Raw genomic sequence first — 16,589 nt, forward strand, 5'->3', positions numbered from 1 at the left:
GACGTGCTCTCAGGCGCACAACGTGAGCGCCTGCTCGACAGCCATCGGGCTTTCATCGAGCAGCGTGCGCACAACCGTAGCCTCGTCGCCGGCCGGCGCAGGGGCGAGCGGATCCGCCGGCGTCAATTTGTGGCGCACCACCAGCAGCGCCAGTGCCAGACGGCGGGCATCGGCCGGCTGTCGAGCGGCTTCCCAGGCCAGAAACACCGCGCTGCACAGATGATAGAGCGCGCTGGCGACCTGGCGCACGATCTCGTCGTCGCCCTGGTCAGCCGTTTCGGCCACCAGGCTGGCGACACGATCCACCCGCGCTGCAAGCGTTGTCCGCACGGCATCGGGGATGCCGTCGTCGGCGAGCAGCGAATGCAGATAGCTCACCAGCGGTGCCAGCGTTTGCTGTCGGCGTACCGCACGCAGGACATCGAGCGCGACGATATTGCTGGTGCCCTCCCAGATCGAGCCCAGATGCGCATCGCGCAGGAGCTTGGCATCCGGCCATTCCTCGATATAGCCAACGCCGCCGCGCACCTCCATGGCGTCGGCGGTGGCCTTGCGGGAGTCGCGGGTGGCCCGGAACTTGATCAGCGGCGTGAGGATGCGCACGAGTTTTGCGGCTGTGTCGTCGCCGGCATCGGCAGCGTCCAGACACCGGCTGATCTGCATGAACATCGAACGCGCCTGCTCGGCGGGCAGCATGATCTTGAGCAACTGGCGCTGCATGAGCGGCATGTCGATCAGGCGGCGGCCGAACGCTTCGCGATGGCGGGCGACATGCAACGATTCGCTGAGCGCGCGCCGCATGAGCCCGGCCGCGCGTACGCCGTTGGACAGTCGCGACATGTTCATCATGTCCGCGATCTGCTGGAAACCGCGGCCGATATCGCCGATCAGATAGGCCGTGGCACCTTCGAGTACGATCTCGCCGCTGGCCATCGAACGCGTGCCCAGCTTGTCCTTGAGGCGCACGATCCGATACCGGTTGCGTGTGCCGTCGGCCAGCGTCTTGGGCAGAAGGAACAGGCCGATACCGGCCATGCCCTCGGGCGCATCGTCGGCGCGGGCGAGCACCATGGCCAGATCGGCGTCGACATTGGAACAGAACCACTTGTCGCCGGCCAGCCGCCACTCGCCGTCCTGTTCGTAGGCCCGGGTGGTAATCCGGGCGATATCCGAGCCGGCGGCCTGTTCGGTCATGAACATCGCGCCCTGATAGAGCGTATCCATGTCGCGCGACGTCAGATAGGGCAGAAACCGGTCGACGAGCTCGGCGTCACCGAACTTGCGCAGCGTACGCGTGAGCGAGTCCGTCATGCTCACCGGGCAACACAATCCGAATTCGGCCTGTACGAACAGATACGTCAGCGCGTACTTGATCAGCGACGGGCGTTTCGTGTCGGTATGGCTGAGTGCGGCCAGGCCGAGTTCGCCGTATGCCACACGTTCGAGCGCGACATAGCTCGGATGCTTGTCCAGACACTGGATATCCTCGCCGCGTCGATTGCGATGCACCAGCTTGGGCGGATTCTTATCGGCGGTCAGCGCCCAGTCGTCGAGTTCGCTCGCGGCTTGCCGGCCCAGCGCCACGAGCGACGGCTCGAGCTCGGCATAGCGTTCGTCGCCGAGATAGACCCGCAGCACGCGCGCCAGATCGGGGTCGCGCTCGAACAGGCTGAGGCCGTGCGCATCCGGAATGTTGCGCTGTGAGGTGGTATCGCCGCGGTGGGCTGAATCGGTCGACATGGGCAGGCTCGGTTGGATCGCTACCCCAGCCTAGAAGCCGTTTTCGATAGACGTCCAATACAATTGCTATCCTGTTCGATAAACGCCGCTTATCGAAGATCGCCACCTGACCATGGACCTGAAGCAGCTACGCTATTTCGTGGCCGTCGCACACGAGCTGCACTTCGGGCGGGCGGCGGCACGTCTGCATATCTCGCAGCCGGCACTGAGCTTCGATATCAAGAAGTTCGAACAACAGCTCGGCGTGGTCCTGCTGCGCCGCAATAACAAGCGCGTGGAGCTGACCAGTGCCGGCGCGCTGCTGCTGGTCGAAGCCGAACGCCTGCTTGCCCATGCTGCCGATGCCGAACAGCTCGTACGGCGTTCTGCCGATGGGCTGACCGGTCGCCTGCGCGTGGGGTTCGTCAATTCGATGTTGCTGCGCGGCCTGCCGGAAGCCATCGAATCCTTCGCATGCCGACATCCGCGGATCGATATCGTGCTCAAGGAACTCAATACCGATGAACAGATCGCTGCGCTGACCGGCCGGCGGATCGATATCGGCTGTGCGCACTGGAACCGTCCTACGCACGACATCGTCAGCGAAACGCTGTGCCACGAGCCATTCGTCTGCTGTCTGCCGGTCAATCATGCACGTGCCCGGGATCAAACGATCGACCTGGCGAACCTGGCCGACGAGGCGTTCATCCTCTTTCCACGCGCGGTATCGCCGCACTATCACGACCAGATCGTCGCGCTCTGCATCGGTGCCGGTTTCAGCCCGCAGATCCGCCACGAGGCGCGACTGTGGCAGACGGTGGTCACGATGGTCGAGTACGGCATGGGTATCGCGCTCGTGCCCGAGCCGCTGACTCGTACCGCCAGCGATCGCGTCTGTTTTCGAGCGCTTGCCGGCGAGACCGGCGCCTCCGAAGTGCGGGTGTTGCGCCGCGCCTGCGCCGATGAGCGGCTGGTCGATGCATTCGCGGCATGTCTCAAAGATACAGTCGCGCGAGGCTAAAAATCCCCGTTAGGCGCTGCAGGTCGTTGATTGTACGGCGTTCCACGTGGCACCAACGACAAGGGCCGCCCGTGGGCAGCCCTTGTCGTGACCGGGTCCGAGCCCTCTCAGACCGCGATCTGCCCGCCGTCGGCCTTCTGGATGACGACCGTCGACGCCCGCGGTCGCACGCTGCCGCGGGTGACCTGGGTGGCATCGTCGGTGGAGGGCCAGTTGCCCGGGTGCTGAATGTTGATGAACAGCGCACGCTTGTCCGGCGTGGCGAAGATGCCGGTGACCTCACAGCCGTTGGGCCCGACCGCGAAACGCTTGAGCTGCGCCTGGTCGGACGGATCGATCACCGACATGTCGCCGTTGGCGCGGCTGACCGATGACGGGATTACCGCCAGCACCTGGTCGTTGGTATCGTCGTCGACCTCGTTGCCGCTATTGTCGGTCTGGATCCACAGAATGCCTTGCCCGTCGTCGCGGTCGTCGTACCAGAGACCGTCGGGGCTGGCGAACTGGTTGGATTCGGTCAGACCGGACGGATTGTCGTCGGAGCCGGCCGCGCCCCCGAACACGAAGATGTCCCAAGAGAACGTGGTGTCGCCCGGCGACGGTTCCCGCCAGCGGATCACCTGTCCGCCTTCATTATCCGCTCGGGGGTTGGCCGCATTGACCGGCGCGCTCGCATACCCTGCGCCGAGCTCGGCGAGGTCGTTCGCACCCTGGGTGAACATGGCCTCGGTCCCTTGGGCGGTTCGATCCGAATTGTTGGTACAGGTCATGTAGACATCGCCCGATACCGGGTCGACGGTGCCCCACTCCGGCCGGTCCATGGGCGTGGCGCCGACCAGATCGGCTGCATCACAGGTGTGGATGATGATGCCGGCCAGATCATCGGCGGCCAGACCCAGGGCGGCGGCCAGCGTCTGATCGCCGCTCTGGGTCATGGCATCCGGCGTCAGCGCCAGCCACTCGCCGCTGCCATCGTCGTTGAACCGGGCGACGTACAGCGTGCCGGCATCCAGATACTTGTCGCCCAGCGCCAGCCGGTCCGTACCCATGGCAGACGGCATGTTGGCATCGGTTTCACTCCACAGGGCGTCGGAGACGAACTTGTAGATATATTCGTTGCGCGAGTCGTGCCCGGAATAGAACACCACCGGCTGGCCTTCGGTGAGCTTGCCCACCCAGCACCCTTCATGGCGAAAACGGCCCAGGGCCGTACGCTTGATCGGCCGCGAGGTCTGGGTGTACGGGTCGATCTCGACGATATAGCCGTAGGTACGGGGTTCGTTGCGATAGTCGTCGGTGGCCGATTCGCCGCGCGGCGTGGCATCGAAACGCGCGAATTCGCCATTGTCCTCGGTGGCATCACCCGCCGCGGTCTCCCAGGCATACCGGCCCCGCCCGGCGCTGATGCCCAGGCGATCGTCGTCGGCATAGCGCTCGCCATCCTTGATGAACACGCTTGGCCAGTTCTCCTCGCAGCTCAGGTAGGTGCCCCAGGGCGTATAACCGCAGGCACAGTTGTTGTTGGTGCCGCGGGTGACCGTGCCGTTTTCGGAGTAGGCCGTCTTGACGTAGTCCGAGCCGGCCACGGGACCGCGCAGCGCGATCGGCGTGGCCGTGGTGATCCGGCGGTTGTAGGACGTATCGTCGGCCAGCGACCAGACACCTTCGTCGGAGCGCACGACTCGGACCACGGTCACGCCATGCGCGTTGATCTCGGTGCGCACTTCATCGGCCGGACGGGCGCCTTCGCCGTCTTGCTGACCGGTCGGGCCGCCCTGGGGCGCCCAGAGCGCCGCCTGGTCGATGTATTCGTTGTTCATCGCGAGCAGGAAATCGCGGGAGGCGTTGTCGTCGTCCAGCGGGAAGTGATACATGCCGTCGTGATGCATGCCCACGCTGTTGTCCTGGATCTCCGGCGTGAAGGCCAGATTCTCGGAGAACGCGGGCGCCGAGGCATTGATCGGGGTCCCCCACGGGATGAACACCTGGGCGGTATAGCCCTCGGGCACGACCACGGCGTCGGTCTTGGACCCGGCCACGGCTTCGAATGCCAGCCTCATGGCCGCGGCCGTGTCGTCGTCGTTCATGCCGCGGTCGGTATCCACGCCATCGTCGTCGCTGCTGCAGGCGGTCAGCCCGAAGCCGGCGAGCATGCTCACCGCGGCCACGTTGAGTCCGCCGCGCATGATGTCGCGACGCGACAGCCGCCGCTCCAGCACGGAGGAAAACGGTTCGTTATCGCTGTCGTTAAGCAGACGGTGGTCTTCGATTTCTTGGCTCACGGATCGCTCCCTTGTGCTTTCGAGTCGGTGGTCAGGCGCGATCCCCGATCGCGCATCGAATGCGAAGCACCTTAGAGGGCGTTCATGACAAACCGGTGAAGCCAGCGCCGAGCCATGACGCCGGCCGGCGGCTAGCGTGCGGACAGGGCGTTGCCGAACGCTGCGAGCGTCTCGTCGGAAAACAGGACGAAGCGCACATGGGTCAGGCCCGTGCCCCGTTCGATGGCGTCGGTCACGGTATCGATCGCAATCCGGCCGGCCTCGCCGAGCGGGTAACCGTAGATGCCGCAGGAGATCGCCGGAAAGGCGATGGACCGGGCACCGGCCTTGTCAGCCAGCGCCATGGCCTGCCGATAGCAGCTCGCCAGCTGTTCGGCGACCGGCTGGCGCTGGCTGTAGACCGGGCCGGCGCAATGAATCACGTGATCGTTGGGCAGCTCGAAGGCCGGCGTGATCACCGCCTCGCCGGCTTCGATCGGACCGAGGGCGCGGCTGGCCTCGACCAGACGCGGGCCGGCCGCGCGATTGATCGCCCCGTCCACGCCGCCACCGCCCTTGAGCTGCTTGTTGGCCGCGTTGACGATGATGTCGATATCGCACTGACGGGTGATATCGCCCTTGACACACTCGATGGCCACATCCTGTATTTCGCGCTGCATGATGCACAGCCTCCTGCGGTAAAGTGCCCCTCCATCATCCGACTTTGCATGGACGCGGCCAAATGGCGCAGTTAACGAAAATCTGGAACGAACTGCGCAGCAGCTACTGGTTCGTCCCGACGGTGATGTCGATTCTCGCCGCGCTCGCCTCCTTCGCACTCATCGCAATCGACCGGGTGATCGGCAACGAGTGGGTCAACGCCGTTCCGTGGGTCTATCAGGTCCAGGCCGAGGGCGCGCGAGGCCTGTTGACTACCGTGGCCGGCTCGATGATCGGCGTGGCGGGCGTGACGTTTTCGATCACCATCGCCGCACTGTCATACACCACGTCCACGCTCGGCCCGAGACTGCTCACCAATTTCATGAACGACACCGGCAACCAAGTGACGCTGGGCACGTTCGTGTCCACGTTCGTCTACTGTCTGTTGCTGCTGCGCACGATTCAGGCCGGTGACGATACGGCCGCGACCTTCGTGCCGCATCTGGCCATGCTGTTTGCGATCTTCATGGCCGTGGCCAGCCTGGCGGTGCTGATCTATTTCATCCACCACATCACCGAATCGCTGCATGTCTCCAACGTGGTGGGCAATGTCGCTCGCGACCTGGACGCCGCCATCGACGACTATGAGCGACGTTCGATCGAGGCGGCCCAGCAGCCGTCGGCTTTTCTGCCGTCGGATTTCAGCGACACGGCGGTGGCGGTTCGAGCCGACGGCGACGGCTACATCCAGAATCTCATCTATCGGTCGCTCGTCAATCAGGCGGTCCAGCACGACCTGGTGCTGCGGATCGAACGCGGGCCGGGCGATTTCGTAGCCACGGGCCAGACATTGCTAAAGGCCTGGCCGGCCGGGCGTGTCGACGACGACGTGACCGCCGCCCTGGTCGATGCCTATGCCTGGGGCCGCCAGCGCACCCAGTCGCAGGACGTGTTCTTTCTGGTCAACGAACTGGTCGAGATCGCTGCACGGGCGTTGTCGCCGGGTATCAACGACCCGTATACCGCCATGGGCTGTCTGGACTGGCTGAGCGTCGCGCTCAACCGACTGGCGCGACGGGATGTCGCGCATCTGCATCATTTCGACGGCGACGGGCGGCTGCGCGTATGGGCCGCCGGATTCGACTTCACGGCGCTGGCCGAGGCAATCTACGACCAGCTGCGCAGTTACTTCGCCACCGACCGTAACGCCTCTGTGCACATGCTGCGCCGAATGGGAGAGACCGGCGAGTTCCTGACCGACGGTGACCAGAGAAAACTCATGCGCACACAGGCAGATGCTTTGCGAGAGGCCGCGCTGGAAGCAATGACCAGCACTCGCGATCGCGCCGCCGTGGAGCAGGCGCATCGCCGTGCGATCCGCTTGATCGGCGGTCCCGGCGAGCGCAGCGAGCACGCCGACCTGGCTTGATCGAAACCCGGGCTCGGCCGATGATGACCGGTTAGCACGCGGCGACCCGCGTCAATCCATCGACCGCAAAAGCCATGACCAACCGCCCCGCGACCGTGCCCGAACCCGTTGACGGTGAACATGCCGAGCCGCCCCGGGCCGCTCGACGGCGCAAGACGCGCACGGTCCACGACGTGACCCTCATCGACGACTATGCCTGGCTGAGGGACGCCAACTGGCGCGAGGCCATGCACGAACCGTCGCGCCTGGCGCCGGAAATCCGCGCGCACCTGGACGCCGAAAACGCCTATACCGATGCCTGGATGCGCCGTTGCGGCACCCTTCGTAGAGAGCTGGTTGCCGAACTGCGTGGCCGTATCGCCGAGCGCGACGCCAGCGTACCGGTGCCGGAAGGCCCTTGGGTCTACTACGTACGCTACCGCGAATCCGGCCAGCATCCGATCTTCTGCCGGGCACCGCGCCACTACGACGGGCAGAGCGCGCCCGGCGAACCGCTACCCGAAGAACAGTGCCTGCTCGACGGCGACGCCGAGGCCGCAGACCGGCCCTATTTCAGCCTGGGCGCGGTGCACCACAGTCGCGATCACCGCCTGCTCGCTTTCGCACTCGACGAGCGCGGCTCCGAGGCCTACACCCTCCATGTACGGCCAATCGACGACGAAGGCGCCAGCGGCGAAGAAATCCAGCCACCGATTGCCAACACGACCGGGAATCTGCTGTGGTCGACAGACAGCGGCACGCTCTTCTACACCACGCTCGATGACAACCACCGGCCGTGCAAGGTCTGGCGGCTCGCACTCGGTGCCGAACCCGAGACCGCCGAGTGTGTCTACAGCGAGGCCGACCCGGGCTTTTTCGTATCGGTGAGCACGACCCAGAGCGAGCGCTTCATCCTGATCAACGCCCACGACCATGCCACCAGCGAAACGCACTTCATCCATGCCGATACACCGTGGGAGACGCCGACGCTGATCGCCGCACGCGAGACCGGCGTCGAATATTCGGTCGAAGACGACGGCGAGCGTTTCGTCATACTCACCAACGCCGATGGCGCCGAGGACTTCAAGCTGGCCTGGGCGCCGGTCGCCACCCCCGGCAAAGCGCATTGGCAAACGCTGGTCGACCACGAGCCGGGGCGCCTGCTGCTCGATCACGTCGAGTTCGCCGATTTTCGCGTCCGGATGGAACGTGCCGATGCGTTGCCGCGTATCGTGATCACCGACAAGCGGGTCGGCGACGGCGAGGCGGCCAGCCACGCTATCGCCTTTCCGGCCGAAGCCTACAGCCTGGGCATCGCGCCCGGCTATGAACACGACACCGCGGCGCTTCGATTCGTCTACAGCGCACCGGACACGCCTGACGAGACCTACGATTACGATATGGGCACGCAGTCGCGCACCCTGCGCAAGCGTCGCGAGGTGCCCAGCGGCTTCGACCCCTCCGACTACGTGGTCCGGCGCCTGTTCGCCACCGCCGCCGACGGCGCCTCGATTCCGATCACCGTCACCCATCGGGCCGACCTGGCACTCGACGGCCGGGCGCCCTGCCTGCTGCACGGCTACGGTGCCTACGGTATTTCCGAGCCCGCTGCCTTCTCCGGCAGCCGGTTTTCGCTGGTCGACCGTGGATTCGTACATGCCATCGCCCACGTCCGCGGCGGTCAGGAACGCGGCTATGGCTGGTATCGCGCCGGCAAGCTCGAACACAAACCCAATACCTTCTCGGACTTCATCACTGTGGCCGAAACGTTGATCGCCCAAGGCTATACCCGTGCCGGCGGGATCGTGCCGCACGGTGGCAGCGCCGGGGGCATGCTGGTCGGCGCCGTACTCAATCAGCGGCCGGATCTATGGGGCGCGGCCGTCGCCGATGTGCCCTTCGTCGACGTCCTCAACACGATGATGGACGACAGCCTGCCGCTCACGCCCCCGGAATGGCCCGAATGGGGCAACCCGCGCGACGATGCCGATGCGTTCGCCACGATTCGAAGCTATTGCCCGTATCAGAACGTCACCGCCCAGGATTATCCGGCCCTATTGGTCATCGCCGGCGTTTCCGACCCGCGCGTGACCTACTGGGAGCCGGCCAAATGGGTCGCCAAGCTGCGCGAACTCAAGACCGACGATAACCCGCTGCTGCTCAAGACCCATATGGCTGCCGGCCACGGCGGCCTGCCCGGGCGCTTCACAGCACTCGAAGAAACCGCGCTGATCTTCGCCTTCGTTCTCGAAGCGATGGGCGCTGGCGAGCGCATGCGCACCCGGACCGCCGCCGACATTGCCGAAGCCGATGCCTTGAAGAACAACGCCGTCTATTGACAGCCGACCATCGCCCGCATGCGATATGGCCGGGCATGACTGATGGATCGAACGCGCGCCGGGTGTCAGCGGCGCGGCCGGCGCGCCCGCCATGGCTCGAAGACATGCGGCTCGATCTGCCAGCGCTCATCGATAATGGTCAGCCGCAGGAAACCCGGCCCGCCGTAGGCACGAGTCCGGCCGGCCGCGCCGGGGTTGAGTAGCCAGGGCTGGCCATCGGTTTCGATGACACGGCGATGGCTGTGGCCACAGACCACGGCGCGAGCGTCGTGGAAACGTTCACACAAGCGCCGATGCCGGGTACGGGCCGGCCATTGATGGCCATGCATGATCGCCAGCCGGCCGCCCGGCAGATCGACCACCTGTTCGACAGGCCATGGACAGTCGGCCGGGTCGTTATTGCCAGCCACGATGATGACCGGGTCAGCCAGTGCCGCGAGCTGTTCGTCGATGCCGGCGCCGACATCCCCAGCATGGACGAGCAAGTCGGCGCCGGCCACTGCCTCGGCGATTCGCGGGTCGAGCCGACCGTGGGTGTCGGCAATCAGGTCGATGCGCATCGCGCGAGCCTAACCGCTGTATCCAGCCCGGCCAAACCTGCCATCGTTCCACGATAGATGGGCACGACGATTTCTGCTTACACTCGCGTCATGAAAACGTTCGCGCTGTACAGCTTAAAAGGCGGTGTCGGCAAGACAGCCGCTGCCGTCAATCTCGCATTCGAGGCCGCCCGGGCCGGTGAGCACGTTCTGCTGTGGGATCTCGACCCGCAGGGCGCGGCAAGCTGGTATCTGGGCGTCGACGAGGCTGCCGAAGTCTCGGCCAAGCGGGTCGTCTCCGGCAAGGAGGCGCTCGGGCGTCATGTTCAGGCCACGGTGCATGACCGCCTGTCGGTACTGCCCGGCTCGCGCGGCTATCGAGACTGGGATGCACAGATACATGCCGCCCGGCAGCCACGCAAGGTACTCGAGACGCTGATCGACCCGTTTTCCGAAACGTTTTCCCTGCTCATACTGGACTGCCCGCCGGGCATCGGCGCACTGGCCACCTCGGTATTACGGGCCGCCGACCGGGTGATCGTACCCGTGGTGCCGACGCCGCTGTCGCTGCGCGCGCTTGATGAAGTGCTCACCCATGTCGACGACAAGAAAGTCGGCAAAACCCGGGTGATTCCGTTCTTCTCCATGGCCGATCGGCGCCGCCGGCTGCATCGCGAGCTCATCGACTCGCCGCCGCCCAGCATGAAAAAGGCGCCGGACGTGTTTGTCGACTACGCTACGCATGTAGAAAAGATGGGCGAGCATCGCGCGCCGGTCGCGACATTCGCCCCACGCAGCCGTGCGGCCGGGCAATATCGTGCGCTGTATCAGGCGCTGGCCTGATCTGTTCGCCGCCGTTCACCCCGGGTCCGGACCGGTCAGGCAGGACGGCATGAAGCGCGCGATCTGCGGCCCTTGATCCTTTCTGCAGAAAGTGACGCGCAGGGTTTGTCCGAACGACCGCAGCCGATCAGATCGGGCGCGAGCACGCGACAACCGGCCGCAGCCAGCGACGTGAGCATGTGCCGATATGGATAGCTCCACCTGGGTTCGCCGGGCATCAGGACCACCGGCGGGCCGTGCGCAGGGTCGGCAGCAACATGGTGCATGCGCAGGCCTTCGATCTCGACATAGCGCGGCGCATGATCGAAATCCGGCAGGTGGCCGAAGCCCGTCTCGGGGTGCGATAGACATCGCGGCCCGGCCAGCTGCTGGGATCGCTCAAGATCGGCCCGCGTTGGTGAACTCTACCTATTGTGCTCATGCGGACCAGTCGATAGCTTAGGTTCAACCCTATCGAATATCGTGATGTTCCATGCCCCGACCGATCCCGCTGCCGTCTACCCTGAGCACGGCCGCACTAGCCGCCACCCTGATCCTGCTGAGCGGCTGCTCGGCGCTGACCAGTACCACCAACACCGCGGCCGAAGCAGCGCAGACGATCGCCAATGGCATCTCCAAGGCCAGCCGCGCATCCACCAACGCCTCGGTCACCGAGCCCGATACGCCTCGCTACGCACAGGCCGTGGCGTTCGTCGACTCGCAGGGCGATGCTCTTCGGCGTGAAGCTGCCAGCGGCGGCGGCGAGCACGTCGACGCGCTGGCGATCCTGCTCACCGACGACAACGCCGACTTCGGCCCCTGGCTGCAACGCCACTACGACCGCGTCTTCGCCGAACCCGACCAGGCGCGTGGCATTGTCGACCGCATCATCGCCCGTCGCGGCTGAGCCGATATTCCCCTGAATCCCTTCTCGAGGAGCACGCCATGAACAAAGTCCTGACCCTGTCCGCTGCGATGCTGATCGCCATGAGCATGAGCGCCTGCGGCAGCAACGACGAGAGCGATAGCGCCGCCGCCGACAACCCGAGCGCGGACGCCCAGACCAACACCGCCAGCGCCAACAGCCAGAACAGTGCCACCGAGATGGCGGCAGGCGAGGGCGCGGCCGCTGGCGGCCAGGCGAGCACCGGCGCCGATCAGACCGGCCAGGCCTCCGACGAGGATACGCCCAAGGCCGCAATCGCCGTGCTCCACGGCACCCAGGGCAACGACGATGTGATGGCCACGGTACGCTTCACGCCGTCCGACGGCGGTTTGTCCTACACCGCCACGGCCTCGGGCCTGGCACCGGGCGAGCACGGTTACCATATTCATCTGTATGGCGATTGCTCGGCGGCCGACGGCACCTCGGCCGGCACCCATTTCAATCTGCAGGGCAGTTCGGAGAACCCGCCGGCCGATATCGACCACATCACCGGCGATCTGGGCAACCTGGATGCCGGCGACGACGGCAGCGCCCAGGACGAAGGCATGCTGGACGGCGCGTCGCTGACCGGGCCGAAGTCGATCATCGGGCGTGGGGTGATCATCCACGCCAAGCCCAACGATCCGAGCCAGCCGCCGATCGGCGCCGCCGGCTCGCGTCAGGCCTGCGGTGTGATCGGCATCGCCAACCCGAAGTCGGCACAGGCCGGCGCCGGGGCCCAGAGCAACATGTCCAACGGCGCCAGCCAGGGCAGCGGCTCGGAGTCGCCTTCGGACAGCGCCTCGGGCGGCCAGATGTAGCACCCGCCGTGGCGGTCGCCCGCCCACTTCGACGTTAATATGAAAAAGCCGGGCGTCGCGACCGCGACGCCCGGCTTTTTACTGTTCGCCACGCCGCTGTATCAGGCCACGGCGACCTTGTAGTTGCCGCGTTCGGCGTCGTATTCCAGGGTGATCTGGGCATGCTGCTCGGCGGCCTGAAGCAGATCGGTGAAACTCTTGAAGCCGTAATAGCTTTCGTTGAACCCCGGATACACGCGCTTGATGGTCTGCTTGACCAGCGACCCCCACACCGGGTCGTAGTCGGACTCCAGCGAAGACACGATCTCCACGAGCTTTTCGCGGGCCTCGGCGCCCTTGTCCTGGCGTCCGCCCTCGGCCTTGCGCTTGCGCGCCTTGCCGGACTTGCGGACCAGATCGTCGTAGTAGATGAACTCGTCACAGTTGGCGACCAGCAGTTCCGAGGTCGACGATTTCACCCCGCAGCCGATCACCCGCTTGTCGTTCTCCTTGAGCTTGGAGACCAGCGGCGAGAAATCCGAATCGCCGGAAACAAGCACGAACGTATCGATATGGCCTTTGGCATAACATAGGTCCAGAGCGTCCACGACCATGCGGATATCTGCACTGTTCTTGCCGGAGATACGCGTTTGCGGAATATCGATCATCTCGATGCCCATGGCATGAAACGAACGCATCTGGTCGCGATAGCGGCCCCAGTCGCAATAGGCCCGCTTGAAGACCAACCGGCCTTTTTCGAGCACGCGCTTGTGTACCAGCGACATATCGAAATCCCCACCCGGGACGTCCTTGACGCCGAGGGCGAGATTCTCGAAATCGATGAATACGGCTATGAGTGCTTCGCCGGCCATGGTGTCGTCCCGAACGGGCATGCGGTTCGGGCCACATGCAATGGATATGGCGCGGAGTCTAGGGTGTATTGAGCTTTGGCGCGAATCCGCCCGGCGGCTGTCTGCGCGCCGACATCAGACCCGCGGCATTGCGCCATCGGCCCGGGCCAGACCGCGGACGGCCGGCCTGGCGGCCAGTAGCCCAGCCCGCGAACGGCGGCGCGGCGCATTCGACACGCGCTGTCCGAGCGGCCGCGAACCGCGCGACATGATGATGCCACCGGTGGCATTCATCTGCGGTTCGGTCTGTTATCCCATGCTATCGTCAACGATTGAACGAACAAGGAGAAAAACATGTTCAAACGTGCGTTGTTGGCAACGGCCCTGCTGGTCTGCGCCGGCCCACTGATGGCTGCCGAACACCAGGCCGACGACATCGCCGGCGTGTGGGAGACCGCCAGCGGCGGCTATGTGCAGATCTACCAGTCCGATGACCACTGGCAGGGCAAGATCGTGGGCTCTTCCGACGGCCAGGCGCGCTACGACAAGCAGAACCCGGACGAATCCAAGCGCGATCGTCGGCTGCTCGGCGTGGTAGTGCTCCAGGGCTTGAGCTATGCCGGCGACGGCGAGTACGAAGGCGGCTCCATCTACGATCCGAACAACGGCAAGACCTACAAGGCCAAGGCCACCCAGACCGGCCCGGATACGCTGGAAGCACGCGGCTATATCGGCATCAGCCTGATCGGAAAGTCCCAGACCTGGAAACGGATCGATCCGCAGGCCGAGCATGTCCACCAGGACATGCTCGAATAGGCCTGTTCACAGATCTGTCGGCGTTGCGAAAGCCCCGCGTCGGCGGGGCTTTTCTTATTGGCCACGGCTCGCCGACGACGACGCTGCAGCCGGGCCGGGTTGGTCCAGGGCCGTCCGCAGCATAGCCGAGCGGCCCACCGCCGATACCGTCAGCCGTCGGTCTCCGATGCCGGTCGCTTAGCCCGTGCGATCCTGTTCGGCAGCCACGAAGCTCAGCGCCACGCCGTTGTTGCAGTAGCGTAGGCCGGTCGGCGCCGGTCCATCCTTGAAGACGTGGCCCTGATGGCCGCCACAGCGCGAGCAGTGGTACTCGCGCCGCGGGATGAGCATCTTGTAATCGGTCTTGAAGCCGAGCGCACCGTCGACGTAGTCATAGAAGCTCGGCCAACCGGTGCCCGAGTCGTACTTGGTGTCACTGGCGAACAGCGTCTGATCACAGCCAGCACAGCGATACTCGCCGACGGCCTTGACCGAATTGAGTCGGCTCGAACCCGGGGCCTCCGTGCCGGCCTTGCGCAACACTTGGTAGGCTTCGGGCGACAGCTGGGCCCGCCAGGCCTGATCACTCTTGTCCACGGCAAACTCCTGTGCTGATCTCGTGCCAGACGCGCCTTCGAGCAACGCGCCCGCAGCCAGCCGAGCGCCCAGCGCCACGGCCACCACGCCCAGACCGCCCCCGATGATCGTACGTCGCTTCATGACCACAACGATGAGGGCGCCGTAGGTCGGTGGCAAGCCGACGACGCGGGCACCGCAGGGCCGGATCCGCAACCGCGGCGTGGCCCTCGGCGTAAACGCCGGATGCGGTCTACAATGACGTCATGAATGCAGGTATGGATACAACACTGCAACCGGCGCTGACGCCGGCCCAGCGCGAGGCCTTCGCGGACGACGGTTTTCTCGTGATTCGTCAGCTGGCCAACGCCGAGCGGATCAACGCACTGCGCGGGGTGGCTCTTCGCCATGCGGAGGATCAGATCGAGCCGATCGAATACGAAGCCGACGTCGCCTATCCCGGCGCGCCAGCCAGCCGTGCGGCCGCCGGCGGCAACACCCCACGCCGTCTGCGTCAGGCCTTCGACCGGGATACGGTCTTCGCGGACTGGATGCGCGATGACCGCCTGACCGCCGTGGTCGCGCAACTGCTGGGCTCCGATACAGTCTGGCTATCGCGCAATCATCACAATTGCGTGATGACCAAGACCCCGCGTTTCTCCACGGCGACCGCCTGGCACCGGGATCTGCGCTATTGGCACTTCGAGACGCCGCATCTGGTCAACGCCTGGCTCGCCCTCGGCGACGAGACGCCGGACAACGGCGGCATGCGCCTGCTGCCCGGAACCCACCGAATGCAGTTCGCCGCCGAGGCCATGGACAGCGAGCTGTTCCTGCGCGAAGACGTGGCTGATAACCGTGAACTGATCGCCACCGCGGTCGACGCCGAACTGGCGCCCGGCGATGTCCTGTTCTTCGATGCCAACACGCTGCATGCGGCGGGCGCCAACCGCACCGACGCACGCAAACTGTCGGTGGTAGCCACCTATTACGGCACGGGCAACGCGCCGGTACCGGGCACGCGTTCGGCCACGCTCGAACCCGTGCTCGCACGGAGCTTGGTTCATGCGTAGCGTGCTGTTGATCGGCCTCCTGTCCGGGCTGATCGGCACGGCGCACGGCGCCGGTGCCGCTTCGCTGTCGCAGCTGCAATGGCAGTACCGGGTGATCGTGGTGTTCGCCCCGACCGATACCGAAGCAGCCGATCATCGCGACACGCTGGCCCGGTCCGCCGGTATCGCCGATCGCGACATCGCCTGGTTCGTGCTCGGGCCCACGGGCCCGGTCGTCAGCAATATCGAGCAGGGTATCGATCGCGAGGCGCTCGTCGACCTGCACGCCGCGGACGGCTTCGAGACCGTGCTCATCGGCAAGGATGGCGGCGTGAAGACACGCCAGACCGAGACATTCGATCTACCGGCGCTGTTCGGCGAGATCGACCGCATGCCCATGCGCCAGAACGAGATGCAGCAATGAGCCAACCCGCCCGCAACGTCCTCGGCCAGCCGCTGGCATTGTGCTGCAGCGCGCCGATGACCGGCTTCTACCGCGACGGCTATTGCCGGGTCGGCCCAGAGGATGCAGGCGTCCATGCCGTGTGCGCCGTGGTCACCGACGCGTTTCTCGCCTTCTCGCGCGAGCGCGGCAACGACCTGACGACGGCCCACCCTGAATTCGGCTTTCCCGGACTGAAAGCCGGGGATCGCTGGTGTCTGTGTGCCGCACGCTGGGGCGAGGCGCTCGCCGCCGGCGCCGCGCCCCGTGTCATTCTGACGGCTACTGCCGAAGCTGCCCTGGAGCTGGTGGACATGGCCGATTTGAAGGCACACGCTATCGATCTGTCGTAAGCGCGGCGGGTCGCGCGCGAACGCCC

Annotated in this window: 17 protein-coding genes; 10 read left to right on the plus strand and 7 right to left on the minus strand. The window is 65.4% G+C overall.

Going from position 1 to position 16,589, the window contains the following annotated elements; all coding sequences use genetic code 11:
* Positions 1-9: 9 nt before the first annotated feature.
* Positions 10-1,740, minus strand: a complete 1,731-nt coding sequence (locus T31B1_RS02090; protein WP_353247800.1) for an acyl-CoA dehydrogenase family protein — start codon at positions 1,738-1,740, stop codon at positions 10-12.
* A 112-nt stretch (positions 1,741-1,852) separates the two neighbouring features.
* Between T31B1_RS02090 and T31B1_RS02095 the strand changes: the two genes are divergently transcribed.
* A complete protein-coding gene (locus T31B1_RS02095) occupies positions 1,853-2,740 on the plus strand; it encodes a LysR family transcriptional regulator (RefSeq protein WP_353247801.1) in 888 nt (295 codons plus the stop codon).
* A gap of 107 nt (positions 2,741-2,847) precedes the next feature.
* On the opposite strand, the gene T31B1_RS02100 is transcribed toward T31B1_RS02095, so the two are convergent.
* Together T31B1_RS02100 and T31B1_RS02105 are read right to left on the minus strand one after the other, a co-directional pair.
* On the minus strand, positions 2,848-5,022 hold the full coding sequence (locus tag T31B1_RS02100) for a PhoX family protein (protein WP_353247802.1): 2,175 nt from the start codon (positions 5,020-5,022) through the stop codon (positions 2,848-2,850).
* Between the two features lie 131 nt (positions 5,023-5,153).
* Positions 5,154-5,681 (minus strand): O-acetyl-ADP-ribose deacetylase, encoded by a 528-nt coding sequence (locus T31B1_RS02105; RefSeq protein ID WP_353247803.1) that lies wholly within the window; start codon positions 5,679-5,681, stop codon positions 5,154-5,156.
* 62 nt (positions 5,682-5,743) lie between these two features.
* On the opposite strand from T31B1_RS02105, the gene T31B1_RS02110 reads away from it, so the two are divergent.
* Together T31B1_RS02110 and T31B1_RS02115 are read left to right on the plus strand one after the other, a co-directional pair.
* Positions 5,744-7,090, plus strand: coding sequence for a DUF2254 domain-containing protein (locus T31B1_RS02110; protein ID WP_353247804.1), 1,347 nt, complete (start codon positions 5,744-5,746; stop codon positions 7,088-7,090).
* Positions 7,091-7,164: 74 nt separating this feature from the next.
* The gene (locus tag T31B1_RS02115) at positions 7,165-9,408 is read left to right on the plus strand and encodes a S9 family peptidase (RefSeq protein WP_353247805.1); all 2,244 of its coding nucleotides are present in this window, start codon (positions 7,165-7,167) and stop codon (positions 9,406-9,408) included.
* 65 nt (positions 9,409-9,473) lie between these two features.
* On the opposite strand, the gene T31B1_RS02120 is transcribed toward T31B1_RS02115, so the two are convergent.
* Positions 9,474-9,968: a metallophosphoesterase family protein gene (locus T31B1_RS02120; protein ID WP_353247806.1), complete on the minus strand. Its 495-nt coding sequence runs from the start codon at positions 9,966-9,968 to the stop codon at positions 9,474-9,476.
* Between the two features lie 90 nt (positions 9,969-10,058).
* Here T31B1_RS02120 and T31B1_RS02125 point away from each other — a divergent pair, with 90 nt between their 5' ends.
* Positions 10,059-10,790, plus strand: a complete 732-nt coding sequence (locus T31B1_RS02125) for a ParA family protein (RefSeq protein WP_353247807.1) — start codon at positions 10,059-10,061, stop codon at positions 10,788-10,790.
* A 35-nt stretch (positions 10,791-10,825) separates the two neighbouring features.
* Here the strand turns inward: T31B1_RS02125 and T31B1_RS02130 are convergent, their stop codons facing one another.
* Entirely contained in the window at positions 10,826-11,056 is a 231-nt protein-coding gene (locus tag T31B1_RS02130; RefSeq protein ID WP_353247808.1) for an alpha/beta fold hydrolase, read from the minus strand.
* A 206-nt stretch (positions 11,057-11,262) separates the two neighbouring features.
* Between T31B1_RS02130 and T31B1_RS02135 the strand changes: the two genes are divergently transcribed.
* Both T31B1_RS02135 and T31B1_RS02140 read left to right on the plus strand, forming a co-directional pair.
* Positions 11,263-11,676, plus strand: coding sequence for a DUF3015 family protein (locus T31B1_RS02135; RefSeq protein ID WP_353247809.1), 414 nt, complete (start codon positions 11,263-11,265; stop codon positions 11,674-11,676).
* A 38-nt stretch (positions 11,677-11,714) separates the two neighbouring features.
* The gene (locus T31B1_RS02140; RefSeq protein WP_353247810.1) at positions 11,715-12,515 is read left to right on the plus strand and encodes a superoxide dismutase family protein; all 801 of its coding nucleotides are present in this window, start codon (positions 11,715-11,717) and stop codon (positions 12,513-12,515) included.
* Between the two features lie 101 nt (positions 12,516-12,616).
* Here the strand turns inward: T31B1_RS02140 and T31B1_RS02145 are convergent, their stop codons facing one another.
* A complete protein-coding gene (locus T31B1_RS02145; RefSeq protein ID WP_353247811.1) occupies positions 12,617-13,387 on the minus strand; it encodes an NYN domain-containing protein in 771 nt (256 codons plus the stop codon).
* Positions 13,388-13,699: 312 nt separating this feature from the next.
* Between T31B1_RS02145 and T31B1_RS02150 the strand changes: the two genes are divergently transcribed.
* Entirely contained in the window at positions 13,700-14,161 is a 462-nt protein-coding gene (locus tag T31B1_RS02150) for a DUF2147 domain-containing protein (RefSeq protein ID WP_353247812.1), read from the plus strand.
* 177 nt (positions 14,162-14,338) lie between these two features.
* On the opposite strand, the gene msrB is transcribed toward T31B1_RS02150, so the two are convergent.
* A complete protein-coding gene (gene msrB, locus T31B1_RS02155) occupies positions 14,339-14,860 on the minus strand; it encodes a peptide-methionine (R)-S-oxide reductase MsrB (protein ID WP_353247813.1) in 522 nt (173 codons plus the stop codon).
* Between the two features lie 134 nt (positions 14,861-14,994).
* On the opposite strand from msrB, the gene T31B1_RS02160 reads away from it, so the two are divergent.
* Genes T31B1_RS02160 through T31B1_RS02170 form a run of 3 tightly spaced genes read left to right on the plus strand, consistent with a single transcriptional unit; the run spans position 14,995 to position 16,563 of the window.
* A complete protein-coding gene (locus T31B1_RS02160; protein WP_353247814.1) occupies positions 14,995-15,789 on the plus strand; it encodes a phytanoyl-CoA dioxygenase family protein in 795 nt (264 codons plus the stop codon).
* Positions 15,782-16,192 (plus strand): DUF4174 domain-containing protein, encoded by a 411-nt coding sequence (locus T31B1_RS02165; RefSeq protein ID WP_353247815.1) that lies wholly within the window; start codon positions 15,782-15,784, stop codon positions 16,190-16,192. Before T31B1_RS02160 ends, T31B1_RS02165 begins: the two co-directional genes overlap by 8 nt.
* Complete coding sequence (locus T31B1_RS02170) at positions 16,189-16,563, plus strand: DUF2237 family protein (RefSeq protein WP_353247816.1); 375 nt, start codon at positions 16,189-16,191, stop codon at positions 16,561-16,563. Before T31B1_RS02165 ends, T31B1_RS02170 begins: the two co-directional genes overlap by 4 nt.
* The last annotated feature ends 26 nt before the right edge of the window (positions 16,564-16,589 follow it).

Source organism: Salinisphaera sp. T31B1 (assembly GCF_040361275.1).
In the GTDB taxonomy this organism is placed as follows: domain Bacteria; phylum Pseudomonadota; class Gammaproteobacteria; order Nevskiales; family Salinisphaeraceae; genus Salinisphaera.

Bases quoted from the DNA above. Each gene is read 5' to 3' on its own strand.
- T31B1_RS02120 (WP_353247806.1), bottom strand. From the start codon at position 9,968: ATGCGCATCGACCTGATTGCCGACACCCACGGTCGGCTCGACCCGCGA.
- T31B1_RS02095 (WP_353247801.1), top strand. From the start codon at position 1,853: ATGGACCTGAAGCAGCTACGCTATTTCGTGGCCGTCGCACACGAGCTG.
- msrB (WP_353247813.1), bottom strand. From the start codon at position 14,860: ATGAAGCGACGTACGATCATCGGGGGCGGTCTGGGCGTGGTGGCCGTG.
- T31B1_RS02110 (WP_353247804.1), top strand. From the start codon at position 5,744: ATGGCGCAGTTAACGAAAATCTGGAACGAACTGCGCAGCAGCTACTGG.
- T31B1_RS02125 (WP_353247807.1), top strand. From the start codon at position 10,059: ATGAAAACGTTCGCGCTGTACAGCTTAAAAGGCGGTGTCGGCAAGACA.
- T31B1_RS02170 (WP_353247816.1), top strand. From the start codon at position 16,189: ATGAGCCAACCCGCCCGCAACGTCCTCGGCCAGCCGCTGGCATTGTGC.
- T31B1_RS02165 (WP_353247815.1), top strand. From the start codon at position 15,782: ATGCGTAGCGTGCTGTTGATCGGCCTCCTGTCCGGGCTGATCGGCACG.
- T31B1_RS02130 (WP_353247808.1), bottom strand. From the start codon at position 11,056: ATGCACCATGTTGCTGCCGACCCTGCGCACGGCCCGCCGGTGGTCCTG.
- T31B1_RS02140 (WP_353247810.1), top strand. From the start codon at position 11,715: ATGAACAAAGTCCTGACCCTGTCCGCTGCGATGCTGATCGCCATGAGC.
- T31B1_RS02160 (WP_353247814.1), top strand. From the start codon at position 14,995: ATGGATACAACACTGCAACCGGCGCTGACGCCGGCCCAGCGCGAGGCC.
- T31B1_RS02115 (WP_353247805.1), top strand. From the start codon at position 7,165: ATGACCAACCGCCCCGCGACCGTGCCCGAACCCGTTGACGGTGAACAT.
- T31B1_RS02090 (WP_353247800.1), bottom strand. From the start codon at position 1,740: ATGTCGACCGATTCAGCCCACCGCGGCGATACCACCTCACAGCGCAAC.
- T31B1_RS02135 (WP_353247809.1), top strand. From the start codon at position 11,263: ATGCCCCGACCGATCCCGCTGCCGTCTACCCTGAGCACGGCCGCACTA.
- T31B1_RS02145 (WP_353247811.1), bottom strand. From the start codon at position 13,387: ATGCCCGTTCGGGACGACACCATGGCCGGCGAAGCACTCATAGCCGTA.
- T31B1_RS02150 (WP_353247812.1), top strand. From the start codon at position 13,700: ATGTTCAAACGTGCGTTGTTGGCAACGGCCCTGCTGGTCTGCGCCGGC.
- T31B1_RS02105 (WP_353247803.1), bottom strand. From the start codon at position 5,681: ATGCAGCGCGAAATACAGGATGTGGCCATCGAGTGTGTCAAGGGCGAT.